The 24,736-nt window shown below is 63.3% G+C and carries 20 protein-coding genes; 8 read left to right on the top strand and 12 right to left on the bottom strand.

The annotated features are described in order from the left end of the window. The first annotated feature begins 140 nt into the window (after nucleotides 1–140). On the top strand, nucleotides 141–1,454 hold the full coding sequence (locus tag ESZ00_RS14985) for a cytochrome-c peroxidase (protein ID WP_129209119.1): 1,314 nt from the start codon (nucleotides 141–143) through the stop codon (nucleotides 1,452–1,454). A gap of 85 nt (nucleotides 1,455–1,539) precedes the next feature. Here the strand turns inward: ESZ00_RS14985 and ESZ00_RS14980 are convergent, their stop codons facing one another. Further along, on the bottom strand, nucleotides 1,540–2,400 hold the full coding sequence (locus ESZ00_RS14980; protein ID WP_129209118.1) for an undecaprenyl-diphosphate phosphatase: 861 nt from the start codon (nucleotides 2,398–2,400) through the stop codon (nucleotides 1,540–1,542). A gap of 81 nt (nucleotides 2,401–2,481) precedes the next feature. After that, nucleotides 2,482–3,048 (bottom strand): hypothetical protein, encoded by a 567-nt coding sequence (locus ESZ00_RS14975; protein ID WP_129209117.1) that lies wholly within the window; start codon nucleotides 3,046–3,048, stop codon nucleotides 2,482–2,484. 208 nt (nucleotides 3,049–3,256) lie between these two features. Between ESZ00_RS14975 and ESZ00_RS14970 the strand changes: the two genes are divergently transcribed. Both ESZ00_RS14970 and ESZ00_RS14965 read left to right on the top strand, forming a co-directional pair. After that, on the top strand, nucleotides 3,257–5,059 hold the full coding sequence (locus tag ESZ00_RS14970; RefSeq protein ID WP_129209116.1) for a patatin-like phospholipase family protein: 1,803 nt from the start codon (nucleotides 3,257–3,259) through the stop codon (nucleotides 5,057–5,059). Between the two features lie 30 nt (nucleotides 5,060–5,089). Beyond that, nucleotides 5,090–6,244 carry a hypothetical protein gene (locus tag ESZ00_RS14965; RefSeq protein ID WP_129209115.1) on the top strand — a complete coding sequence of 385 codons (1,155 nt, stop codon included), beginning with the start codon at nucleotides 5,090–5,092 and terminating at the stop codon, nucleotides 6,242–6,244. 281 nt (nucleotides 6,245–6,525) lie between these two features. Here the strand turns inward: ESZ00_RS14965 and polX are convergent, their stop codons facing one another. The 3 genes from polX to ESZ00_RS14950 form a co-directional block, all read right to left on the bottom strand. Next, the gene (polX, locus tag ESZ00_RS14960) at nucleotides 6,526–8,268 is read right to left on the bottom strand and encodes a DNA polymerase/3'-5' exonuclease PolX (RefSeq protein WP_129209114.1); all 1,743 of its coding nucleotides are present in this window, start codon (nucleotides 8,266–8,268) and stop codon (nucleotides 6,526–6,528) included. 262 nt (nucleotides 8,269–8,530) lie between these two features. Then, a complete protein-coding gene (locus ESZ00_RS14955) occupies nucleotides 8,531–8,749 on the bottom strand; it encodes a cold shock domain-containing protein (protein WP_129209379.1) in 219 nt (72 codons plus the stop codon). Between the two features lie 169 nt (nucleotides 8,750–8,918). After that, a complete protein-coding gene (locus ESZ00_RS14950) occupies nucleotides 8,919–9,560 on the bottom strand; it encodes an NUDIX hydrolase (RefSeq protein ID WP_129209113.1) in 642 nt (213 codons plus the stop codon). A gap of 65 nt (nucleotides 9,561–9,625) precedes the next feature. On the opposite strand from ESZ00_RS14950, the gene ESZ00_RS14945 reads away from it, so the two are divergent. After that, nucleotides 9,626–10,516: a Rossmann-like and DUF2520 domain-containing protein gene (locus ESZ00_RS14945; RefSeq protein ID WP_164981538.1), complete on the top strand. Its 891-nt coding sequence runs from the start codon at nucleotides 9,626–9,628 to the stop codon at nucleotides 10,514–10,516. 51 nt (nucleotides 10,517–10,567) lie between these two features. After that, nucleotides 10,568–12,172, top strand: coding sequence for a bacillithiol biosynthesis cysteine-adding enzyme BshC (gene bshC / locus ESZ00_RS14940; protein ID WP_129209111.1), 1,605 nt, complete (start codon nucleotides 10,568–10,570; stop codon nucleotides 12,170–12,172). A 241-nt stretch (nucleotides 12,173–12,413) separates the two neighbouring features. Here bshC and ESZ00_RS14935 read toward each other — a convergent pair whose 3' ends face one another. Beyond that, the gene (locus ESZ00_RS14935; protein ID WP_129209110.1) at nucleotides 12,414–13,376 is read right to left on the bottom strand and encodes a catalase family peroxidase; all 963 of its coding nucleotides are present in this window, start codon (nucleotides 13,374–13,376) and stop codon (nucleotides 12,414–12,416) included. 310 nt (nucleotides 13,377–13,686) lie between these two features. On the opposite strand from ESZ00_RS14935, the gene ESZ00_RS14930 reads away from it, so the two are divergent. Further along, nucleotides 13,687–13,998 carry a hypothetical protein gene (locus tag ESZ00_RS14930; protein WP_129209109.1) on the top strand — a complete coding sequence of 104 codons (312 nt, stop codon included), beginning with the start codon at nucleotides 13,687–13,689 and terminating at the stop codon, nucleotides 13,996–13,998. 67 nt (nucleotides 13,999–14,065) lie between these two features. Continuing rightward, a complete protein-coding gene (locus tag ESZ00_RS14925; protein WP_129209108.1) occupies nucleotides 14,066–14,389 on the top strand; it encodes a hypothetical protein in 324 nt (107 codons plus the stop codon). Between the two features lie 394 nt (nucleotides 14,390–14,783). Here ESZ00_RS14925 and ESZ00_RS14920 read toward each other — a convergent pair whose 3' ends face one another. The 6 genes from ESZ00_RS14920 to ESZ00_RS14895 all read right to left on the bottom strand — a co-directional run bounded on the left by ESZ00_RS14920 (nucleotide 14,784) and on the right by ESZ00_RS14895 (nucleotide 23,254). Continuing rightward, entirely contained in the window at nucleotides 14,784–15,152 is a 369-nt protein-coding gene (locus ESZ00_RS14920; RefSeq protein WP_229741342.1) for a metal-sulfur cluster assembly factor, read from the bottom strand. Nucleotides 15,153–15,239: 87 nt separating this feature from the next. Further along, nucleotides 15,240–16,154 (bottom strand): polyprenyl synthetase family protein, encoded by a 915-nt coding sequence (locus tag ESZ00_RS14915; RefSeq protein ID WP_229741344.1) that lies wholly within the window; start codon nucleotides 16,152–16,154, stop codon nucleotides 15,240–15,242. Next, entirely contained in the window at nucleotides 16,151–17,881 is a 1,731-nt protein-coding gene (locus ESZ00_RS14910) for a 6-pyruvoyl-tetrahydropterin synthase-related protein (RefSeq protein ID WP_129209107.1), read from the bottom strand. Before ESZ00_RS14910 ends, ESZ00_RS14915 begins: the two co-directional genes overlap by 4 nt. Next, nucleotides 17,878–20,310, bottom strand: coding sequence for a penicillin acylase family protein (locus tag ESZ00_RS14905; protein ID WP_129209106.1), 2,433 nt, complete (start codon nucleotides 20,308–20,310; stop codon nucleotides 17,878–17,880). The genes ESZ00_RS14910 and ESZ00_RS14905 overlap by 4 nt, the downstream gene beginning before the upstream one ends. Nucleotides 20,311–20,667: 357 nt before the next feature. Beyond that, complete coding sequence (locus tag ESZ00_RS14900; protein ID WP_129209105.1) at nucleotides 20,668–21,522, bottom strand: aldo/keto reductase; 855 nt, start codon at nucleotides 21,520–21,522, stop codon at nucleotides 20,668–20,670. 145 nt (nucleotides 21,523–21,667) lie between these two features. After that, a complete protein-coding gene (locus ESZ00_RS14895; RefSeq protein ID WP_129209104.1) occupies nucleotides 21,668–23,254 on the bottom strand; it encodes a hypothetical protein in 1,587 nt (528 codons plus the stop codon). 3 nt (nucleotides 23,255–23,257) lie between these two features. Between ESZ00_RS14895 and ESZ00_RS14890 the strand changes: the two genes are divergently transcribed. Continuing rightward, nucleotides 23,258–24,718, top strand: a complete 1,461-nt coding sequence (locus tag ESZ00_RS14890; protein ID WP_129209103.1) for a metallophosphoesterase — start codon at nucleotides 23,258–23,260, stop codon at nucleotides 24,716–24,718. The last annotated feature ends 18 nt before the right edge of the window (nucleotides 24,719–24,736 follow it).

Genomic DNA, 24,736 nt, shown 5'->3' with positions numbered 1-24,736 from the left:
TTCGACCGGAGCAGGACGGTAGTATCGTCCTGCGAAGCGGAGAAACCTGCGTTTCCTGCCGGAGCTGGTGGAAACTGCGGGTCCCTCCATTACGCTCCGGTCGGGATGACAACTTCGTTTGTGTGTTGCCTGAACGGGTTATGTTCCGACTTTTAAAATTTCGCTTCCAGGCCCACGCCCGGAAGCTTCCGGCAATCTTTCTCGTGGCGCTGGCAGCCGCGGTCCTGCTAAAGGCGCGTGCCGGCGCGGCCACGGACACCACATCCGGCATCGCCGCACAGAATCCCGCCGCGCTCGCGGCACTGGGCCGCAAGGCCTTCTTCGATCCATCGCTTTCCGGCTCGGGCCGCATGGCCTGCGCCACCTGTCATGATCCGGCGCATGCCTATGGTCCGCCGAACGGCCTAGCGGTGCAGCTGGGCGGCCAGGGACTCGATCGCCAGGGACCGCGCGCCGTGCCTTCGCTGCGCTACACGCTGAACCGCACACCGCGATGGAACAAGGAGTTTATTGCCGACGTGGCCGAACGGCTGCGCGAGGGCGAAGAGCCGCCCACCGGCGGCTTCGGCTGGGATGGCCGCTTCAACTCGCTGCGTGACCAGGCGGCGTTTCCTCTGCTGGCTCCGCAGGAGATGGCCAACGGCAGCCGCGAGGAGGTGGTCGCGAAGCTGCGACACGCTGCGTATGCCGGAGATTTCCGCAAACTCTTCGGCGCAGAAATCTTCGATCACCCGGAGGCTGCATTTACCGCGCTGCTGGCGGCTTTGGAGCGGTTTCAGCTCGACGACCCGAGCTTTCATCCCTATACCAGCAGGTTCGATGCCTATCTCGACGGCAAGGCGACGCTGACTGCGCAGGAGCAGCGCGGGCTGGCGCTCTTTGACGACCCCAAACGCGGCAACTGCGCCACCTGCCATCTGGACCGCAAGGGGGTGAACGGCGCGCATCCCATCTTCACCGACTACCAGTTCGAGGCCCTCGGTGTGCCGCGCAACCCGGAGCTGCGCGCCAATGCCGCACCGGATGATTACGACATGGGGTTGTGCGGTCCGCTGCGCAAGGATCAGGCTGCGCAGACAGCCTTCTGCGGCCTGTTCAAGACGCCGACGCTACGCAACGTGGCTGCACGCGGGGCGTTCTTTCACAATGGCCGCTTTCACACCCTCAAGGACGCGCTGCGCTTCTACGTGAGCCGCGCCACCGACCCAGGTCTTTGGTATCCGCGCACGGCGAGCGGAGCGGTCGATGTCTTCAACGACCTGCCGCCCAGGCTGCGTGGCAATATCGATACCATCGACGAGCCGCTGACCCGCAAACAGGGCGATGCGCCGGTGTGGACGGACGCGGAAATAGACGACGTGATCGCGTTTCTGAAGACGCTGACGGACAGCGATGTGCAGACGGTGAAGGCCGGCCACGAAGTGCGGATTCGAGCAGACAGCGGCCGGGAATGAACGTTCCGTCGGTGCTTAGGGTGAGGGAAAAGCGCAGGGGCGACGGTCACACCGTCGCCCCTGCGCTTCTTTCACATGTTCAGTTCTAGTAGCCGTGCTGGTGGAGCAGGAAGACCACGACCGAGGCGACCAGGCAGTAGATGCCGAAGAGGTACCAGCGTCCGCTCTCGAGCCACTGGCTGAGCCACTTGAGGGCGACCAGTCCGGCGAGGAAGGCGAAGACCATGCCGAGCAGGCTCATGGCCACGGGCGAGCCGCTCATGGCTCCAGCACCTGCATGCTTGAGGCGCAGCGCCTCACGGGCAACCACAGGCGGGGTGAGCACCACGGCAAGGGCGAAGCTGAAGACCTCGGCGCGGGCGCGGGCTGCGCCTGCGAGCATGCCGGCGGAGATGGTAGCGCCGGAGCGGGAGAATCCGCGGAAGGGCAGGCAGAGTCCCTGCACCGCGCCGATGACGCCGGCCTGCCCCATCGTGACCTCGGGTGTCGAGGTCAGGGCGCTGTGCGAGCTGTTGCGGCGGGCGATCCCGGCGATGAGGATCAGGATGCCGGCGGCGGCCAGGGCCGGGGCGACGATCTCAAGATGGCTGAAGAGGTCTTCGATCTCGGCATGCGGCGTGGCCTTGAAGACGGTCTTTTCCAGCACCTTGATGATGGCCTCGCCGATGACGCCGGTGAGCAGAGTGGCGACGATGACCCGGCCGAGAATCTTCTTGAAGTGCTCGGCGGTATCGAAATAGGCCTGCATCCACTGCTTCCAGAAGTAGACGATGACGGCGAACATGGTGCCGGTGTGGAGCATGACCAGCAGCAGGGTCATCTGCGGCGAGGACGGGTCGAGGCCCATGAGCTTTTCCGCGACCACGACGTGTGCGGAGCTGGAAACGGGCAGGAGTTCGGCGAGTCCCTGGACGATGGCCAGGATGATGACCTTAAAAATGGGCATGCGCCGATTGTAGCGAGGGTCGGTGACAGGAAAAAGTACGGAAATGACATCCCTGTCAGGATTGACTCGCGGGAGCCGCCGTTATTTTGCGGTTGGAGCAGGTGCCGGGATCACCAGATCGTTCTGATTCTTGAAGCTGATGTGCAGGTCCATGGATTTGCGGGCATCCCACTGCGCTTTCGGGATTTCGTAATGAAAAATCATGAGGCCTTCGTGCTGCTCACCGGGCGCAAGGCTCAGATTGCGGGGCATCGGGTCTTTGTGGAAGGCGTGGGCATCGGGATAGGCAAGAAAAACCTTGTCGAAATCGGACTGCGAGACGGCGGTGCTGCGCTGCTCGCTGTCGCCGAGGTCGACGGTGGCCCACATGTCATCGAGGATGAGAGGGGTCTTTGCCAGGTTGCGGATGCGGACGTCGGCGAAGATCAGCATCTCGTCGTAGAGGTCGGCCTGGCCGCCGAGACCGTTCACCGAGCCGGGCGTCGAGAGATCGCGATGGATGGGGTAGAGGTTGAGGCTCAGAACCTCACCGGAACTGGCCGGTGCCGTGCGGTTGAAGTATGCGTAGGCGCCGATGGCCAGCGAGACGAGAACGAATGCGGCAATGACGATGAACAGGGAACGGCCGGTGCTGGAGTCTTCTGCCATGCGAAAGAGCCTTTCGGATACATAGAGAGTTTACCGTGCGCGGACTGGTTACCTCGGTGATGGAGAACCGGCCTGCGCCGATCCTTGCGGCGAGAAAAGAACTCGACATCCCGGTTGAAAGAAGCCGATACTTCCACCGACTTCCCCCATTTTCTCTTTCACCGATCCCGGCCGGGAGCCCTGTCTCCTGTTCGTGGCTGGAGGCTGCATGGGTGTTCCGTGGAAGGACCAGGCATTTCATCTCGGTATCAACATGGCGGGAGCGGTTTCGGCCGGGGCGTATACCGCCGGCGTGCTGGATTTTCTCATCGAGGCGCTGGAGCAGTGGCAGGCGCAGAAGGATGCCTTCCGGGCGCACCTGGCCGACGAGAATGCGCCGGATGAGTTCGAGGGGGTGGTGCCACTGCACGATGTGATGATCGACGGTTTTTCCGGCGCTTCCGCCGGAGGCATGTGCGCGGCCATTGCTTCGGTGATGCTGCATTCGGAATTCGAGCACATCACCGACACGATGGATGGCAACCAGCCGAAAACCGGCACCAGCAACGTCTTCTACGAGGCATGGGTGAACCGGATCGACATCCGCCAGCTGCTGGGGACGAACGACCTCAGTCCGGGGCAGCCGCTGGCCTCGCTGCTCGATTCGACCATCATCGATGAAATTGCGGCCTATGCGCTGGTGCCCCGCGGACAGAGGGTGGAGCGGCCATATGTGGCGAAGGACCTGACGCTGTTTCTGACCACGACGAATGTGCGCGGGATGACGTATCCACTCTACAGCAGCGCCACGGGCACGGACGGAGAGTACACCACGTACTATGGCGACCGGGTGCGCTTCGAGGTGGTGCGCGGAGGGGCCGCGCCTGCCGCGTCCGATGCCTATCCCGTGCCGGTGCAGGACCCGCAGGCGAAGACCGACTGGGAGTTTCTACAGGCGGCGGCCAAGGCCACCGGTGCTTTTCCATTGTTTCTTGCTCCGCGCCGGCTGACGCGGCGCGTTACGGACTATGAGACGCCGCTGTGGTATCCGGTAGGCGCGAAAGCGCCGGTGCCACTGCCTCCGCCGGACCTGCCGCAGCCAAAGCCCGGCAAGCCGCCGCTGAAAACCATCGACACCTTCAACATCGACGGCGGGGTGACGGACAACGATCCATGCGAGCTGGTGCATGACTACCTGGCGGCGCGGAATCCGGCCTTCGAGACGATCGATGGTGTGCGGTCCAATCCGCGGCTGCCGCAGGAGGCCAATGCGGCCGTGCTCACCGTGGCTCCGTTTCCTACCCGCGACCGCTTTGACGAGACCTTTTTTGACCCTCCGCCGATGACCGTCTTCGGGATGCTGGGAAAGCTCTTTACGGTGATGATGTCGCAGTCGAGGTTTCTGGGCGAGTCCCTCTCGGTGCTGACCGACGGGAGCGCCTTCAGCCGCTTCGTGATCGCGCCCTCCGATCCCGGCCAGAGAGATGAGGATGCGCTGCAGTGCGGCACGCTGAGCGCCTTCGGCGGATTCATGGAGCGCGGTTTTCGGGCGCATGATTTTCTGCTGGGGCGCTATAACTGCCAGCGCTTTCTCGATACCTATTTCCGGCTCCCGGAGACGAATCCGGTGATGGCAGCGGGGCTGGCAGGAGCGGGGAAGTACAAACGTGCCGTGTTGGCGCGCGCGGGCTGCGGGGCACCTCTGGGAACGCCGGAGATCCTCGATGGCGGCGGAAAAGCGGTAAAGTGGCTGCGGATTCTTCCTCTGGTGGGCACCGCCGCTCCGGAGATCGATCAGCCGAAGCGGATGCAGATCAGCAGGGACAAGGTGGGCGAGATTGCCGGGCTGGCGATGGCGCGTATCCGGGCGATCGAAGGACCGCTGCTGGCAGAGGTGCCTGGCGCGGCATTGCTGCAGCCGGTGATCGCTGCAGCTACCATGCTTCAGAAGCACAAAGTCGAGAATCTGCTGATGGAGAAGCTCTCCCCGAACGTGGAGGGGCAGCGGGCGGACACGAGCGAGGATGGGTAACGCTCAGCAGATCGATAGCAAGGAGCTGGAATGGAACGGGTTCTGGGAGTAGCGATCGGCATCTCGGTCGTGTGCCTGATGTTGAGCATCATCGCCTCGCACCTGCAGGAGCTGTGGGCGTCGTTTACCTCGCGGCGGGCGGCCTCGCTGGCCAGCGCCATTGACAACATGCTGGGCAAGAGCGTGGCCGCGGAGTTTTTTGCGCATCCGCTGATTCAGACCATCTCTTTTTCTGCTCCGCGCGTTACGGTGACGCTGCACGACGGCAAGGTATCGCCACGGAAGCAGGAGGGTGGCGCAGCAGCATCGCGGCCGTCGTACATCCCCTCCACACTTTTCAGCCGCGTGCTGATCGCAATTCTTGCCGAGCGGCATAACATGCGCGGAGCCCCGCTCCACAGCCTGGTGGAGAAGGTCGACGATGTGGACCTGAAGCGGCGCCTGCAGGCGGTGCTGGAGGGAACGGAGCAGCGTGCCGGCGCATCCACGCTGGCGCTCGAGCAGTGGTACGACAACACGATGGACCGCATCAACGGGCTATACAAGAAGAACACACAGACCATCCTGCTTTACCTGGGCATCGCGCTGGCCGTGCTGTGCAACGCGAATCTGTTTTCGATCACCGAGAAGCTGTGGAGCTCGGAAGACGCGCGTACCGTGCTGACCACGACCGCGCAGATGTATAGCTGCAGGGATGCCGGCGGGTGCACCGACGAGCGATACAGGGATGCGCGCAGCGAGATGACAGGTCATCTCGAGCGGTACATCCCGGTGGGCTACCACCAGACGGCGAAGTACTGGAGATATGCCGGGAAGACGCTCGAAGGCGGGTCATGGGATGACCGGCTGGAGATCGCTTGGAGCTGGGTGCTGCACCTGGCCGGATGGGGACTCACCGGCATTGCCGTTTCGCTGGGTGCGCCATTCTGGTTCGATGCGGTGAACAAGCTGATCAATATCCGGCTGGCCGGCGACAGGCCGCCACGCGCCGAGCCGCCGCCGATCGTAGCCGCTCCGCAGGTAACAGGACCGGTGGTGAATGTGGTGACGCCGGACGCCGGTCCTGACCTGGCTGGTGGCCAGCCAGGGGGCACAGGGCCGGACCCGGGCGGGAATGGCGGAGGCAATGCCGATGGCGGGACCGAGGTGGTGGTGGACCCTGTCGCATCGGGGCCATCCACCTAGAACGTATCCACTTATAGCTTATAGCCATAACGCAAACTGTCATCCCGACCGAAGCGAGCCAAAGGTGAGCGAAGCGGAGGGACCTGCGGTTTCCACCCGTACCAGCGAAGAACTGCAGGTTCCTCCACTCCGCTACCCCACCCCAGCGCGCCAGATGCAGGCGCGCCGGGGACCCTGGTACGCTTCGGTCGGAATGACAACTTTGGACTCACTCCGCTATTCCAATACAGCCATATGTGGATACTGCCTAGAACTGCCTTATCGCTGCGTAAATGCGATCGTTAGGGACGCGGACGCAGCGCGGCAAGAAACTGCTTCGCGGGCAGCGTGTTGAGGACGTCCTCCTTGGTAAGCCATGCGCGGCGGAGCTGGCGGATGCCGTAGCGCATCTTCTCCATGTGGCTGGTGTGGTGCGAGTCGGTGTTCACGCTGATCTTGCAGCCTAGCTCCTTGGCCAGCCGCAGGTCGCGGTCGCTCAGGTCCAGCCGGTCGGGATAGGCATTGTGCTCCATGGCGACGCCCAGCTCGGCGGCGCGGCGCATCACCGTCGGCAGGTCGAGCTCGAAGGGCTCGCGGCGCAGCAGCAGCCGTCCGGTGGGATGGCCAAGGATGCGCACATAAGGGTTCTCGATGGCGCGCAGCACGCGCTCGGTCATCTGTTCGCGCGGCTGGTTGAAGAGCGTGTGCACGCTGGCCACAACCACATCCATCTGTGCCAGCGTTTCATCGGCGAGGTCGATCTCGCCGTCGCCGAGAATGTCGACCTCGATGCCGGGGAAGACGCGGATACGGCCTTCCATCTCGGCATCGACTTCACGGATACGGCGCACGTGCTCGAGGGCACGGGCGTCGTCGAGGCCGTTGGTCATGGCCAGGTTCTTCGAGTGGTCGGTGATGGCGATGTACTCGTAGCCCCGCGCCAGCGCCGCCTCGGCCATCTCGCGGATGGTGTTGCGGCCGTCGGTGGCGTTGGTGTGCATATGCACATCGCCGCGGATATCGGACTGCTCGATGAGCTTTGGCAGCGTGCCTTTCTCCGCCGCTTCGATCTCGCCGTTGTTCTCGCGCAGCTCGGGCGGAATCCATGCCAGGCTGAGCGCGGCGTAGATGTCTTCCTCGGTCGCGCCGGCAACGAACGATCCATCGTCCACCTTCGCAAGCGCGTACTCGCTCAGCGTGTAGCCACGCTTGAGCGCGCGCTGGCGGATGGAGACGTTGTGCATCTTCGAGCCGGTGAAGTACTGCAGTGCTGCGCCGTAGGAGGCCTCCGGCAACAGCCGCACATCCACCTGCAGGCCGCTGCGCAGAATGAAGCTGACCTTGTTCTGCCCCTTGGCGATGAGGTTCGCAATCGGTGGATAGGCGGCGGTGTAATCGACCGCGGCCTGCACCTTATCTTCGGCGCAGGCCGGGCCGGTGACGAGGATGTCGAGATCGCCGACCGTCTCGCGGCCGCGGCGAAGTGAGCCGGCCGGCTGAATCGTGGTGAGGCCGGGGAATTCGCGCAGGTAGGCGATGAGCTTCTCGGCAGCCTCCTCGCCAGTGTCGATCAGGAAGCGGCCGCTGTTCTTCTTGTAGTCCTCGATGCCTTTGCGCAGCTTCTCGATCTGCTTCTCGCCGAAGCGGGGCAGGTCCTTGAGTCTGCCGGCTGCGATGGCGGCTTCCAACTCATCGACGGAGGCGACCTGGAGCGCCTCCCAGAAGAGCGCGACGGACTTCGGTCCCATGCCGGGCAGTTTCAGGAGCTCGAGCATGGTGGGCTTGTACTTCTGCAGCAGCTCATCGCGCAGCGGCAGGCTGCCGGTCTTCTCGATGTCCTGAATGTTGGAGGCCATACCCTTGCCGATGCCGGGGATCTCCTGCAGCTTCTTTGCATCGCCGGCAATGGCGCTGATCTGCACGGTCGTCGATTCGACCGCCTCGGCGGCGCGGCGGTAAGAGCGGATGCGGAAGGGATCGCCGCTGCTGATTTCGAGCAGGTCGGCGGTCTCCGAGAGGAGCTGGGCGATGGAGCGATTATCCATAAGCGGTAAAGTCCATGGACATTATCGAGCAAGATCGTCTGCCTCTGCTGCCTGGGTCCAGGAGAGGTGGACGGGTTACGGGCAAATTATGGGCAAAGAAAAGACCCCGGGCAAAGCCGGGGTCTTTTCTGAGAAACGAGGACGGGAAGATCGTAGTCCGGCCGATTCGCTATCGACAGAATCGCTTCCGTGTACGCATGAAGGACTGCCTTGCTGGCGAGGACACGCGGTATCCGCGAAATTCGCCGGAAGGGAGGATGGATCAGGCGATCTGTTCGGTGCGGGTGACCTGGTCCGCCTGTGGGCCTTTCTGCCCCTGTACGATATCGAATTCGACTTCGTCGCCTTCTTTCAGGCTCTTATAGCCGTCGATCTGGATTGCACTGTAGTGCACGAAGACATCAGGGCCGTCATCCCGTCCTATGAAGCCATATCCCTTCGCGTTATTGAACCACTTGACCTTACCCTTATATTGAGCCACGAGCGATTGCCCTTCCTGAAGAAACAGATGCCGATTGGGGTGCCAACCTGCTTGCTTCATAAAGACGCAACTCTTCGCGCTTTGGTTTTCCCTGAAAACAAGCGATTGTCGCAGGAAAATGGGAAAAACGCGTAACCCTGTGTAAACAGGTGAGATCGCTTCTTCGCGGTTATGCCTTTTTGCGCGCCTGCCGCAGGCGGGCATAGAGGAGCACGGCAATGATGGTCTTGCCGTCCTGGATCTTGCCGGTGTCGATGAGACGGAGCAGCTCGGAGAGCGGAACGAGGAAGAGCTGGATGCGCTCGTCGGCTTCCGGAGCGGCGTCGCCGAGGGTGAGGTTTTCGGCGAGATAGACCTGCATCCACTCGCCGAGGAAGCCGGGGCTGGCATAGTAGCGGGCGAGCTTGGTCCATTTCTTGGCACGGAAGCCGGTCTCTTCGATCAGTTCACGCTTGGCCGCGGCCAGGCGCTCTTCGCCTGCATCCACCTTGCCGGCAGGAACCTCATAAAGAAACTGCCCGGCAGCGTGGCGATACTGGCGCTCCACCACGATGTAGGGATCTTTCTTCGACTTCGACTCATCGACGGCGAGGATCACGACCGAGCCATTGTGGCGGATGATGTCGCGCTCGACCGAGCCGATGCTGGTTTCGAGACCAGGCTCCTTGACCTGTTCCTTGAGGACATTGAAGAGCGGGCCGGAATAGGCAATCTCGGAGGAGGTGACCTCGGCGGGCTTGCCAGAGTTCACTTTCAGGCTGCCCTTTACGGTGGTTACGGTCTCGGCTGCCTTTGCGTTCTTCTTCGCCATCTTTGCTCTCCTGCAGGTCTTTAGAGTTCAGCTCTTACGGTACCATCCTGTGGATGGCAAGGCCGTTGCGAGAGATTTCCATCATCGGGCCGGGAAACTGGGGCACTTCGCTCGAAGCAGGGCTGCGCCGCGCCGGTGTGCCGGTGGCGGAGGTGGTCGGGCGGCGCGCAGTGCGCGGCCGGGTGGTGAACTGGAGCCGGGCACGGCTCGACGCGCCGCTGATCTGGCTCTGTGTGCCGGATGGGGCGATTGCCGGGGTGGCGCAGGAAGTGGTTCGCCGCCGTGGCAACCTGTCAGGGCAAACAGTCATGCACTCGAGCGGGGCGCTGTCCTCGGTGGTTCTGGAGCCAGCGCGGCAGGCTGGAGCCCGGGTGGCCGCGGTGCATCCGGTGATGACCTTTCCGGCGCGTGAAGCGGTGCCGCTCGAAGGCGTGCTGTTCGGGATCGAAGCCGCAGATCGACCCACGCGGAGCACGATTGAAAAACTCGTAAAACGGCTCGGCGGCGTGCCCTTCGTGGTGGATGGAAAGAAGAAGGCGCTCTATCACGCAGCGGCAACCATGGCCTCTCCGCTGCTGGTAGCGGCGTTGACGGCAGCAAGGGACGCGGCACGCCTGGCGGGTCTTGATGAGGAAACGGCCAAGGCCTGGGTAGCCGCGCTGGCTGTGCCGACGGTCGGCAACGTGGCGGCGCGTGGAGCGGAGAACAGCTTCAGCGGACCCTTCGCGCGCGGGGACGCGGAGACAATACATCTGCATCTTCAGGCGCTTGCGGCGCATCCGATTCTCACGGCCGTATATCGCTCCCTGGCCCGCGAGGCGCTGGCTGCACTGCCGGTACGGAATCGGCCGGCGCTGGCAGAAGCGCTGGAGGAGGACAGGCAGGCCGGAGCCGCGAAACCGGAGCCGCGGACGAGGGGGAAGCGCCTTCGTGAGAGACTGAAGCCGGCGCAATAACGCAGGAGCAGAGAGAAGCAGCAACCGAAGTTCTGAGGGAGAGCCGCCGTTTTGCACACCGAGTGTTATCCAATCTCGATCCTTCCCCGGCTGAGCCGGCTCTTTCTCGCCTACGCCGAGCACCGTGAGCCGATGGCTCCGTATTACTCGGCAACGCCATGGTCGCGGGACTGGGCCAAGAGGCCGGTGACGATCGACGCGGCCGTGCGTGCAGGGATTGCGGATCTGCTGGAAGAACAGAATCGCGGTTTCGGTGCCGGTGCGGAGACGTTGGCAAACATTGCCCGGCTGCGCGAAGGCGCCGCGGCTGTCATTACCGGCCAGCAGGTGACGCTCTTCGGCGGACCGCTCTTTACGCTGCTGAAGGCGGCGACGGCGATTCGCAAGGCGCGCGAGGCCAATGCGGTGCCGATCTTCTGGATGGCGACCGAGGACCACGACCTCGAAGAGGCCGATCACGTCTCGTTTCCGACAAAGCATGAATTGCTGAAGCTGAAGCTGGCGCACGTGGAAGGTTCTGCCGGCAAGCCGGTCGGCGGCGTAAAGCTGGGTGAGGGCATTGCGGCCGTGCTCGAAGAGGCTGCGGGACTGCTCGGCCCCTCCGACGTGCTCGATGCGATCGAGGCGTCATACACGCCGGATGCGACCTATGCCGAGGCCTTCGGCAAGCTGTTGACAAAGATTTTTGCCGGAACCGGACTGGTGCTCATCGATGCGGCGTCGCGCGGCTTCCATGCGCTGGGTGCGCCGGTGCTGCGCGCGGGCATCGAGCGGGCGGCGGAGCTCGAGGCGGCGCTGCTCGAGCGCGGCAAGCGGCTCGAGGCGGACGGCTACGCGGCGCAGGTGCTGGTGAATCCGAACAGCAGCCTGCTCTTTCTGATCGATAAGGATGGCCATGGGGAGAATGGCATCCGGCTGGCGCTGAAGCGGCGCGAGGGAGACGTCTGGACGGCGGGCAAAAGGAGCTATACCACCGCGGAATTACTGGCGATTCTCGAGGCTGAGCCCGAACGGTTGAGTCCGAATGCGCTGCTGCGGCCGGTCTTCCAGGACTTCATCCTGCCGACGGCAGCCTACATCGGCGGCCCGGCGGAGATTGCCTACTTCGCGCAGTCGCAGGTGCTCTATGAAAAGATTCTCGGCCGCACCACGGCTGTCCTGCCGCGCCTGAGCGCGACGCTGGTCGAGCCGGCGATTGCGGAGGTCATGAAGCAGCATGGCTTGTCTGTTGACGATGTGCTGCACCAGCGGCCTGAAGAGCTGGCCGCGCGGCTCGGGGCGCGGGCCATCCCGATCGAGGGCAAGCAGAAGCTGGCTGCGGCCGGCAACGCGCTCGATGCGGAGCTCAACGAGGTCACCGCGTGGATGACGAAGCTCGATGACTCACTCGGGCGCTCAGCCGGCGTGGCTGCTTCCAAGATGCGCTACCAGATGAACCGTCTGCGGCGCATGGCTGCGAACTTTCAGCTGCAGAAGGAAGCGAGCCTCCGGAAGCACGTGGACGCGATCTATCTCGCACTCTATCCCGATCAGCATCTGCAGGAGCGGGCGGTAGGTGCGGCGGCGTTCCTCGCGAAGTACGGCATGGAGCTGGCTGCAGAGCTAGTGGAGCACGCCGCGCAGGAGTGTCCCGGCCACCGGGTGATTTCGCTGTAACGGCCACTGCAACAAATAGCAAATACATTGTCATCCCGACCGAAGTGGAGGGACCTGCGGCTCTTCGCTTTCGTGAGTGCACAGGCTTGCCGGTGCGTGGATTGTGCCTTCCCACCCAGGCAGAGCTTGAGTGGGGCACTTTCGTCCTTGCTTATCGAGAGAACCGCAGGTTCCTCTACTTCGCTCCCTGCGGTCGCTTCGGTCGGAATGACAGTCTTTTTCAGGTGAAAAATCTATGGAGCTACTTCGCTTCGCCGGTCGGCGGAGCAGCCCTGCGACGGCGTCCGCTGATGAGGTAGACCGCGGCGCGCAGTTCGAGCAGAGGATCGGCCGAGGGCTCGATGCCGTCGACACGCGGAATCGGGTCGAAGATGATGTGCTGCTGCTCCTTCGCCTCGTCTGCCACCAGGGCGTCGAGAGTGATGGTGCCGAAGTCGACGATCTCGCGGTCCTCAGGCCAGTGGACGGTGGCGTTGTCCGTCACATCGCCCTCGTTCGCCAGCTGGACCACGATCTTGAAGGTCACTGGTCCCTGCTTCACGCGCTCGCCGATTTCATCGATGAGGTAGTTGGCGGATTTCGCCTTTACTGCCTCGTCGCTGAGGTGGTGCACCCCTGCGCCCGGCAGGATGCGATAGCGTCCGAAGCGCGACTTGCCCTCGGCATTGAAAAACTCCATCGCGGTTACACCGAAATAGTGATCGGTCGCGAAGCTCTCGGGTGCGGGCTTGGGCGTCTGGATGAAGGCGAGCGTCTCGGGATGCTGGCCGAGGAAGGCTTCGAGCGGCGTGCCGGCGAGGTTCTTCGGATCGCTGGCGACGACCGCGCGCAGGAACTCGAGGAATTCGGCGCCGGTGTGCGTGGGGAAGCCGTCGGTGGTGTGGCTCACGATGTCGGTGTGCACGTGCTCGGCAAGGTTGAAGCGGATGGCAAGGCCGCGCGGGTTCGCATTGGGATCGTTGTCCGGGATGAGCGGCAGGCCGGTTGAGTTCGAGAAGCGCACGGTGACAGGTGTGGACGGCCGCGTGATGTGCGGAGCGCGGGTAAGCGCCGAGGCTCCAGGCGCGGGCGCGAAGGTGCCGGTGAGCAGGATGCCCTTGGCGTGGGCGGGACGGAAGCCGGGGTGCAGACCGAAGATCTGGTCGAACTGCTGGATGAGGTCATTGCTGAGGGCGAGGAGTTTTTCGTCGTTCGGGAGTGGCATCGGTCGTGCTCCTGTCTTGCTCAGGTTGAGGCTTCTGGTTGGGAATAGGGGAATGAAGAGCGCATCCCGCTGTGCAGCGGATGGATGCGCTGCCGGGTGCGGTGCAGCCAGTGTGACATTTTTGTTTGTGGGATTGCGATTCCATTCGCGCGTTGGGAAGAATCTTCATGGATGCCGGCACCGTAGAGCTCTGGGAGCGATGGTGTCTGGAGCGCGAGACAGCTTCCGGCATGCGGCGATAGACTGAGACGTATCCGCCGGGAGAAGCGAGACGGCGCAAGAGACCAGATTCGAGGAGTGCATTCGAGCGATGAGCAGCAAGCAACAATCGACGATCGAGGTAGCCTGCCCGGAGTGCGGCTCGACGATGAAGATCGATACGGCGACCGGCGCGGTGATCGCCCACACGCCGGCTCCGCGCAAGCGTACCTTCGAAGACTTTGAGACCGCGGCCAAGGCCATGCGCGAGCAGAACGAGCGCAAGGAGAGCCTCTTCCGCCAGTCGGTGGAGGCGCAGAAGAACAGCAACGATCTGCTGGAGAAGAAATTCGCCGAGGCGCTGCGCAAGGCCAAGGAGTCGCCGGACACGGGCAAGCCGCTGCGGGATTTCGATCTGGACTGAACGCTGACTTTCGGCAGGCTGCCTGCGCGGCGGCTGCATCCTAGGACATATTGCTATGGGGAATGGAATGAATCTGATGAAGCTGCCGTCGAAGATAGAAGCCGCTGTGCCGGAAGTGGTGAGTGAGTTTCCCTGGAGCCGCGCCGTCGCGGCCGGGTCGCTGGTAGCCAGCGCCTGGCTGCTGATCGCCGGTAAGCGTAAGGCTGCGTTGGCCGTGGCGGCGGCAGGAGCGGCGGCCGCAGTGATCGAAAGCCCGGAGACGGTGCGCGAGATATGGGAAAAGACGCCCGGCTACCTGCGCGCCGGACAGGACTTCCTGGTGCGTGCCGAGGGCTTCGTGGAAGACCTGGCAAAGAAGGGCGAAAAGCTCCGCGAAACACTGATGCGCTAACTGCTGCGCGCAGGGCGCGGACTGGCCGTCCGGGGCCTTTCGCCTTCGGCTGCTTCGCGCAGGGCGATCCGCCTTCGGCCTCCGCTTCCTCTGATCGCGATTGAGATTTTGTTCTCTTGAAAGAGAAAAGAACCCGGGTGCCCCACGTCTCGCAGTTGAGACGTGGGATTTTTATTTGAGCCTGAGCCCTAGGCCGTATCCACCTATAGTGATGGTAAAAGGCTGTCATTTCGACCGGAGCAGGACAGTTTTATCGTCCTGCGGAGTGGAGAAACCTGCAGTTTTCTCCGGTACCGGCAACACCGCAGGTCCCTCCACTGCGCTCCGCTCCGGTCGGGATGACAACGATAAGGGTAAGTTCTTTAGTTTCAGGACACCTATATGTGGATACAACCTAGATCCCCAGCTTCTTGCGCCCGGCTTCGCTGATGCGCTGCGGGGTCCAGGCTGGTTCCCAGACAAGCTGTACGCGAATGTCGCTGAGTTGCGGCATACCGGCCAGGCGGTTGCGCACTTTTTCGAGAATCATCTCGTGCGCCGGGCAGCCGGTCGAGGTCATGGTCACGTCGACTTCGGCGCGGTAGCGCGGTGGGACGCCGGGAATGCCTGCGCCGGGCGCGTCCTTATCGAGCGAAACATCCACGCGATAGATCAGACCGAGGTCCACAATGTTCAGCGGAACCTCGGGATCGTTGACGTCGCAGAGCGCGGTGAAGATGTCGTCAGCGGTGAAGGTCGTGTGATTCATTGCTCCAGCCTGCATTCCGACATCCCCCGGAAATTGTCATTCCGACCGAAGCGAGACGGTTTCATCGTCTCGCGCAGTGGAGAGATGACAACGAAAAGATATTTAGTGGGTGCGCTCGACGAGGTAGCGGGCCACGGCCTTGAGTCCGTCGGCCGCTGCGCCGTAGGGCTCGAGCGCGGCAAAGGCTTCGGCGATGAGCTTGTCGGCCTGACGGCGTGATTCTTCGAGGCCGAAGACGGCTGGCCAGGTCGCCTTCACGCTGGTCAGATCCTTGCCGGCGGTCTTGCCCAGCTGCTCGGAGTTCTGTGTCACGTCGAGAATGTCATCGATGATCTGGAAGGCCAGTCCGCCCTTGCGGCCGAATTCGGTGAGGCGAGCCACATCCTCCGCATGCGCGCCGCCGTAAACGCCGCCGGAGACGACGCTCACACGGATCAGTGCGCCGGTCTTGGCGCGGTGGATGGCGTCGACGGACTCAGCGGTGGGCTGCGTGCCTTCGCCTTCGATATCGAGCACCTGGCCGCCGATCATGCCGTCGACCGTTCCGACCGCATCGCTGACCAGCTTGATGATCTCGACCGTGGCAGGCGCGGGGCAGGCCAGCCGCGCCAGCGTCTGGAAGGCCAGCGTCTGGAGTGCGTCACCCGCGAGAATGGCAATGGCTTCGCCGAAGACGACATGGCAGGTGGGCTTGCCGCGGCGCAGATCGTCATTGTCGAGCGCCGGCAGATCGTCGTGGATCAGCGAATAGGTGTGGAGCATCTCGAGGGCCGCGCCGAGGTCTGCGACGCCCTTCGGCAGTGCGCCGCCGCGGTTATGGATCATGCGCGCGGCCTCCATCGCCAGCACCGGGCGCAGGCGCTTGCCGCCGGCAAAGGTGCTGTGGCGCATGGCGCGGTGGATCGACGAGGGAACCGTGTCGCCGGAGGGCAGCAGGCGCTCAAGCGCCTGATCGGTCAGCTCGACACCGGATTCGAGAATGTCTTTTACCTGGACTTCGACTTGCATCCTGCTCATTTTACCTGTTCATGCCCGCGTTCCGCCTGCATGCGGAGCATGAAGGCGCCCAACAAAAGGACGAGGGAGATGAGCGAAAGGCTGCGGCCGCCCCACATGTCTTTCGTAAGTCCGTAGCGGACATCGATTTCGGATCTTCCGGCCGGGATAGGGATGACCATCAGACCGTCGTCCCGGCGCGGCCGATCGGTAACCGGCTGACCGTTGCGCAGGACATTCCAGGCGGGGTAATCCATCAGGCGCAGCACGGCAAAGGCCGGTGCAGGGGCGTCGATGATAAGAGACCTGTGTTCGCTCTGCCACAGGGTTACGCGTACGCCGGCGATAACGGACGAAGCTGGAGCCTGCCACTCGGGGTTTTCGGCAACGGAGCTGTCGGCGGTATCCGCGGTTGCCTGGGACAGGATGCGAACCTGGGGCAGGTCCTGCTGGATGTCGCCGTTGTCGGCGGCCGTAGCCGTGTATTCGTCGGTGCCCTCGAAGCCCTGCGCGGCGAAGGTTGCGAGCTGGGCACGGACGTTGTCTTCGTCATCGCAGGGCTGCCAATAGTGCGTCCAGGAGACGGCGGCCATCAGAAAGGCAAAGCCCAGGACGGCGAGGGAGCGCAGCGAGAGGCTGCGGCGCGTGCAGGCTTCGGCCCGGAGAGAAAATCCGGCAAAAAGCGCGGCCAGCAACCCGAGGACGAGCAGCCATCGCCAGGGAAATTGCAGGAACGGGAGCTCCGGAACGTGGTGCCAGACGGGATCGCTGAAGGGCAGCAGCAGCGCAGCGATCACGACGGCCAGCAGCAGGAGTCCGCCGCGAAAGCGTGGATGATCGCGGCGGCGGGCGAGGAAAGCGGCGATGGCCGTAACGGCGAGCAGGAAGACCGCGATCAGGGATGCGGTGTGCAGCACCTGGTCGTGGAAGGCTTCGCCGGTGTGGCCGAAGAGGAAGCTGTCTTCGACGCGCATGCCGGAGCCGATGGCGCGCGCGATCTCGACCCATCGCTGCTCCACAAGCGCGGGCAGAAGATAAAAGCTGGCTAGGCCGAGGCCCAGCGCAGTACCACCGGCGGCGCGCCCGATGAGCGTCCAGCGGCGCTCGGTGATGGCCGTCCAGGCGACGAGCAGGGCCATGGCATAGCAGCCCATCACCGCGCCGGGCGCGTTGGTGAGCCACAGCGCGGCGATGGAGAGCGCAAGCTGCGGGACAGCGGGCCTGGTTCGCAGCGCATAGAGCAGGACGAGCGGGATGAAGGTTGCGGCCAGCAGCTCGCCGTAGGCCGTGCGCTCGTAGGCGACGAAGAGCGTGTACGGATTCAGGACATAAAGGCAGGCAGCAAGCGTCGCCTGGCCCTCGGGCATCCACTCGCGGGCCAGGCGGAAGCAGGCAGCGCCCATGGCCAGAAGCGCAATCAGCGTGAAGACAAGCGGTACCCAGGTCCATGGCAGGATGGCGCCGAGCAATGCTCCCAGTGCCCAGGAGACAGGCGGGTAAAAGACAAACCGCGGCTCGCCTGCGCCGTAATTCGGCGACGCGGCCCAGTGCGGGTAGAGCACGCCCTCGTGCCAGTGGCGCACCGTTTCGATCCACGATTCGAGGTGAAAGTCGAAGTCGTGTCCGCAGGAAACGCCATGCCAGGCCAGCGGCAGGACGGCAATTCCTGCTGAAGCGAGCATCAAAGACCTGCGGCTCCGCGCCGCGTTGCGGGCCGTGAAGCTGCGCAGCGAAAAGGCCAGCTTCACGGTGTCAGCCGCAGGGTGTGCGTAGTCTGGGAGGCGACGGCTTGGGACGAGAACGGCAGAGCGAAGGTTTTGCCGCTGTACCAGTAGGGCCAGTGGTCGCGATAGTAAGGGCTGAGCGGATCGCCCGATTCGCCCATGACGATGTTCTCGGTGGACTGATCCGGGTTGCTCCAGTCCATGGTGAAGCGCTGCGAGGGGCCGAAGGTGCTGCCGGCCTGCTTCACCGTCGTCGTGTCACCAGCCTGCGGCTGCTTGCCTGTGCCGGTCCAGCGCTTGAACCAGGGCAGCATGCTGTAGAGCGGGTGTTCGACGTCGACCGGGTGCTGCTCGCCATATTTCCAGTGCTTCAGGTCGCCGTGTTTCTCGCGGATGCCGGTACGCACCACATCGGCGAGGAAGTCGTCCCAGGTCTTATATTCCGAGGGCAGCCACGCCGCGGGCCGATGGTTGATGAACTCCTCCATGGCAAAGGTCTGGGAGCTCCACTCGTAAAGCTTCCAGTCGTCGCCGATGCGCGGCTTGAGCAGCATGGGCCAGAAGGCCTTCTTGGCGTCGGCGATGATCGCGGCAGGCGCAGAGTCGATGCTGACGACGCCATCCCAGCTGCGCAGCAGGTCGGCGGCCTCGCGCAGGCGGCTGTCGGTCTTTCCGGCGTGATCGATGGCATAGGCAAAGCGCTGGGCCAGCTCCTGGTCGACCTCGGAGTAGACATCGGTCTGGAGCGTGAGCATGTCGGCCGGGGTGAGCTTCTGGCCCGCGCCGGCGTGGCCCGCGAGCCACTTCCAGATGCGCTCATTGCGGTAAGGGTCGGCCCACTCGTCGGTGATCGGATACGGATAGCCATCCGGAGTGGTGCGGGCGTTCGCCGTAGCCAGGATGCCGTTAGCCGGATCATAGGCAGAGGGAAGCTGCTCGAAGGGGATGAAGCCCTGCCACTCGTGGTTGGTGTCGGCGATGGTCGTCGGCGCGATGCCCGCAGGCCGCAGGGGAATGTAGCCGACGGCCTGGTAACCGATGTGGCCCTGGTCGTCGGAGTAGACGACATTCTGCGAGGGCGAGTACCAGCCGCTCATGGCGCGGCGGAAGTCGTCCCAGTTGGCGGCGGTATTGAGGTCGAAGAGCGGATCGCCGCCGGATTTCGGATCGTAGATATTCCAGCGCAACGCGAGCGCGCGTTTTTCGTTCGGAATGAGCGGCGTAAGGATGGGACCGTGGACGGTGCGTTCCACATCGATCGGGACATCGCTGCCGCCGCGCACGTGGATAGTTTCGTGGTCATGCTCGACAGGTTGCCAGCTGACGGCGCCGGTGGCTGAGATGCTGCGGTACTGGTCCTGATTGTTCAGCTGCTCGACGTAGATATCCTGCATGTCCGCATAGAGCGCGGTGAATCCCCAGGAGATGTGTTCGTTGTGTCCGGCAACGATGTAGGGAATGCCGGGAACAGTGACGCCGGCAGCGTGGAATCCGGGGCCGTTGAGATCGAGTTCGAACCAGATATTGGGAATCTGGTGGTTAAGGTGCATGTCGTTTGAGAGCAGCGGCTTGCCGGAAGCCGTGAGCGCGCCGGAGACGACCCACTGGTTCGAGCCGGGCGTGCATCCGGCGCATGCTGCGCGCGGGCCTTCGAGAAGCGTTTTCAGATGCAGCAGATCCTCGGCTTTGACCTGCGTTTCGTCGAGCGGGGCATCGGGGATGATCTGATTCGGCGCAGTAAGGTCGGGTTCGACCTGTGTGGGTGGATGATCGCGCCATGAGCCATCGGGATAGAGTGTGGCCGCAAGCGTGGGGCCGAGCCGCGCGGTCACCTGTTCGCGTTCCAGCTTCGACTCCCAGTGCTGGTCGAGCATTTGCATCATGCTCAACATCACGAGGACGGAGTCGACCGGCTTCCACGGTTTGGGCGAGTACATCAGCAGGCGGAACTCGGGCGAGAGGTGGTCCTGGTTCGCCGTGATGAAGGCATTCACGCCGCGAGCATAGTCTTCGAAATAGCGGCGATCGCGGGCGTTGAGGCTGGCAACCATGCGCTCGGCGGTGGGGCGAATCTGAAGCACGCGCTGCACGCGGTCATGCTCGACGAGCTTCGAGCCGAGGATTTCGGCGGCCTCGCCGGCGGAGAGACGGCGCGCCATGTCCATCTCCCAGAGGCGATCCTGCGCGGTGACATAACCCTGCGCCTCGAAGAGGTCGTCGAGGTTTGCGGCCTCGATGTGCGGCACGCCATGCTGATCGCGGCGGACGGTGACCGGCGCCGAGAGGCCGGGCAGCGGGAGTGAGCCGTCGAGCTGCGGCAGGGCAGCCGTCATGGCATGGCGCAGCCAGAGCCCGGCGCCCAGCACGGCCGCAGCCGCCAGCACCACAAGCAGGAAAAGCAAAACAATCAGCACGCGCAGGACAGGACGCCGGCGCGTTTCGCTTACGGGCATGCTTCGACCGAGAGGCATTTCAAAAACATTGTCTCATCGGGCTGCTGCGCGCAGTGCGGATCGCCTTCGGCCTCCGCTCCCTCCGGTCGCGCGCCGGCATTTTGGGGGTGTCTTTGCGGGCTTTGCGTCTTGGCGGACTTTGCGCTGAAAGGGAGGACAGCCGTGGCACGGAACCCTCTGTGTCCTCTGTGCTCTCTCACGGCGAGCGAAGTGGAGGGACCTGCGGTTTTTGCTTGGTCCCGCAGCACTCTGGCTCGCGACCAGCGGGAGCGGTCCTGTTCCGGTCGAAATAACAACGCCAGGGATGAGCCGATATGGATGAGATGGATGAGCGATATCGCTATCGGGCAAGATGACCTACGCCGCGGCAATCCGCTGGATCAAATCCTGCTGCTCCTGCTCGTTCTCGGCGCCGATGGTGAAGGCATCCAGCACCTCGTGCCGCAGGGCGTAACGGATGGCTTCATCCTGCCGCTGACGCATGGCGCCCTGTCCCAGAATCTTCATGCCGACGATGCCTTTGCCTTGCGAGCGCATCTCGCGCACCACGTCCGTCACCGTGTCCGGATGGTCGTCCATGACAGCGCCGATAGGATTCAGGCGGACCAGGTCGACTTCGACCCAGGGTGAGGCCGCCGCAGCGCGCAAAGCGGAAATCGAATGGCAGGAGACGCCGTGGGCGCGGATCTTGCCTTGCGCCTTCGCCTCGGAGAAGACGTCCATCACGCCGCGATAGCGGGTCGTCCAATCCTCTTCTGTGACGCAATGCACGAGCAGAATGTCGATGTAGTCGGTGTGGAGTTCTTTGAGGAAGCGGTCGACGTCGGCCTTCGCCTCGGCCGGATCGCGCGAATCGCACTTGGTCATCACCACGGCTTTGTCGCGCGGAATCTGCCGCAGGGCGGCGGCGACCTCGGGATGGCTGCCGTAGGAGTCCGCCGTGTCGAAGAAGTTCAGGCCACGGTCGTAGCCCTTGAGCAGCAGGGCGGTAAGAACTCCGGTGCGCGTCTGGTTGGAGGCGCCACCGTAGCCGATAGTTCCTGTGCCCATGGCCAGGCGGCTGGTGACGATGCCGGTTTTCCCCAGCGTGACGCGGTCATGCGCGAGCGGCTTCGGAGAAGCAGGCACTTCGAGCGCGGAGCTGAGGTTGGTGGAGATGCAGGCCGTGCCAAGTCCTGCCGCTACGCCGGTGAGGAAGTCTCTGCGGTTCATGGGAACCTCGCGAGATGCGGTTGGAAGTGAGGACGGACGAGCACCGCCGGGGTTGCAGGGAAGTCTCGTCGCAGCGGACAACGCGCAAAAACAGCATGCTCCCGTACAGGGCCGTCCGGCAAGTGGGAACGCTTGCCGGATAGAGCTAGCGTTCGAGACCCCACTGGTTCACCCAGTGAAAGCCGCGCTCGAGCAGCGGATAGTGCGCGGGGACAGGTACACGGGTGAGGGTGAGTGTCTCGGGTGTGAATGCGGGCGCCGGCTTCTGGTCCTTCTTTTTGCTGTCAGCCTTCGGCGCCGGTGGGGGAACGGTGGTGAGGACGAGATGGTTCGGATCGGGCTCCGACCAGGCGTAGTTCACTTCGCCGTTCGTGTAGCAGCGGATATGCACGGTGTGCGCCTTCGGATCGATGTTGAGGTGCGTGCGCCAGAGCTCGCCATCCGGGCCGCGCATGAAGGCGCGCACCGCGCTGTCGATGTAGAGATCGCTCACCGGTTGCTTCTCCGGGGTGATGAAGGCGCCGGATGCTGGATGGTCCGCGTCGAGATGCCAGGCTCCGAGCAGAGGAGTCGGAACTGCGGCGGCCTTGCGGGACTGGAAAAACCCCATGCCCATAAGAATGGGGAAGACAACGAGAAAGGTAAGGATGAAGACGATCTCTGTGATGCGCAGGCTGATGCGTGCAGCCTTGGTATGGGCCGGTGGCGCCCAGTCGGCCTGGGGCGCGGAAGGCCTGTGGCGGATGAAGAAGTTCCAGAGCGGCGGCACGTCAGGCAGGATGAGATAGACGAGCGCGAGCAGGAGATTGGCGGCGAAGAGCTTCACCGGGACATCGAAGAACAGGTTGTAGAGCAGGACGTTCGTGATCACGAACGCCGAGATCAGCGCGCCGGCCAGCGCCGTGCGGCGGAACATCAGCAGAATGCCGCCGATCACCTCCGCGGCGCCGCAGATCATTTCATAGACCGGATTGAGCCCGATAAGCGCCCAGAGCATGGTCATGGGCGACATGTTGCCGACCGGCTCATTGAGGATGGCGATGGAGACAGGCGCCATCTGCATGGGATAGAGCTTGGCCAGCCCGTAGTTCAGCATGAAGAACCCGCAGGTGAGCCGCAGCGCGAAGCGCAGCCAGGCATGCAGCGTGCGGTATTCCCTGCGGCGGCCGCGTAACTCGGAGATGAGCGTCCAGATCAGGCCTCCGGCCACGGCGGCGAGCACAAAGAGACCGTCGACCAGGTAGTTCATTGTCGTGTCGCCGGAGCCGGTCGGGTGCCAGTGCGAACCGATACCAGTCAGGTGAAAAACATGCTGGCCGGTCCACTCGGCAAGTGTATTGAACGGCCAGGTAAGCCAGCGGTAAAGGAAGTTTCCGATGACGGGGAAGATCGAAAAGATGGTCCCGTTGCCGTAGCAGAAGCAGAACAGGAAAAAATAGACGAAGGCGACGCGGAAGAGGATGCGTGCGGCAGAATGCCATGGCGCTTCTGGAATACGCTCCCTGCCGGTGGTTGTCTCCTGCCCGGGAACTGCCGGTTGCGCATGCGTGGAATCTTGCTCGAGAGAAGGGGAAGGTGCGGAAGGAGAGGTGTTCTCAGCGGAATCCACGGCGACCCTCGGACTGGCATTGGAGCGTGCGGGATTATTTTTTCGTTGCGCGTTCGGGCGGTCAAGCAGAATGAATAGAGGCACGCGCAGCCAGGTTGAGAGGCTCGCTTTCAGGAAGGACATTGCTTGGTTCGTCTTTTTTACTTGCTCTTCCGCCGGTGGTGGCCGGCGATGCTCTGCCTTTTGGTTGTTTCCGCTTCGCCCGCATTGGCCGCGGGCGAAGCGGAAGCTCCAGTGCCTGCGCTGATGCTGAGCGATGTGCACCTTGACCCTTTTCAGGATCCGGCCAGGGTGCGGCAGCTGGACCGCGCTCCCGTGAGCCAGTGGGCGGCGATCCTTTCCGAGCCAGTGTCTGCAACGCAGCCGCAGGACGCCGTCGGCCTGCAGGAAAACTGCCCGGTACGGGGCATGGATACGCCCTATGCGCTTTTCCGTTCAAGTCTCAAGGCGATGCGGGCGCAGAATCCCGCTCCGAAGTTCATCACGGTGAGCGGCGATCTCATCTCGCACGCCTTCAAGTGCCGCTATCGCGCTCTCCTGCCCAATGCGACGCCGGGCGCCTATGACGTCTTCGTGGAGAAGACCATCACCTTTGTCAGCGACCAGATCCGCGCGGCGTTTCCAGGCGTGCCGGTCTACATCGCGCTGGGCAACAATGACGCGGTTTGCGACGACTACAAGCTCGATGCGAACAGTGCCTTTCTCGCTGCGGCGGGGCGCATTCTGAGCGCCGGTCTGCCCGAAGACGATCGGGCGCAGGCAGAAAAGCAGATCGCGGTGGATGGAGATTATGTCGCGCATCTGCCGATTCCGAAGACCCGTATCCTGGTTCTCGATGACCTGTTCTTTTCCATGAATTATGAGGATTGCCGGCGGAATGGTGATCCGCATCCGGCCCTGCAGCAGCTGGTATGGCTGGAAGCGCAGCTGGCCGATGCCCGCGCGCATGGCGAGAAGGTCTGGGTCATGGCCCATATTCCGCCCGGCGTGGATGTGTTCACGACGATGATGCGGTTTCGTGCGGTCTGTCACAACGAACCGGCCGTTACGTTCCTCTCGGACTGGCTCAATGACAAATTGACGGATGTGCTGGAGCGGTATGGAGACGTGGTGCGGCTGAGTGTCTTCGCGCACACGCACATGGACGAGATGCGGTTGCTGCGGCCGGAAAGCGGCGCCGCGGGCACTCCCGTGGCCATTAAAATGGTGCCGTCCATCTCGCCCGTGAACGGCAATACGCCGGCATTTACGCTGGTCAGCGTGAATGCCTCGAGCGCCACGCTTGAGGACTATCACGTGGTGATGGCTTCGAATGCGACAGGCATCGATACACGCTGGTCCGACGAGTATGACTTCGCCGACACTTATCATGTGAAAGATTACACGCCGGAGGCGCTCGAGCCCCTGCTCGATGCGCTCTCCAGGGATGATCGCGGGCAATCCGAGGCAGCGAAGTCTTACATCCGTAATTACTATGCCGGTGGAAAGCTTCCCGCCGTCGGGCTCTTCTGGTCGGAGTATCGCTGCTCGATCGAGAACAGCTCGGCAAAGAGCTACGCCGCCTGCGAATGTCAGGCAGCAAAGTAGTCACAGGCAAAAGAAAGA

Origin of the sequence: Silvibacterium dinghuense (genome assembly GCF_004123295.1) — a bacterium.
Lineage (GTDB): Bacteria > Acidobacteriota > Terriglobia > Terriglobales > Acidobacteriaceae > Silvibacterium > Silvibacterium dinghuense.
The sequence above is the reverse complement of the archived record's forward strand: the minus strand, read 5'-3'. Positions and strand labels throughout refer to the sequence as shown.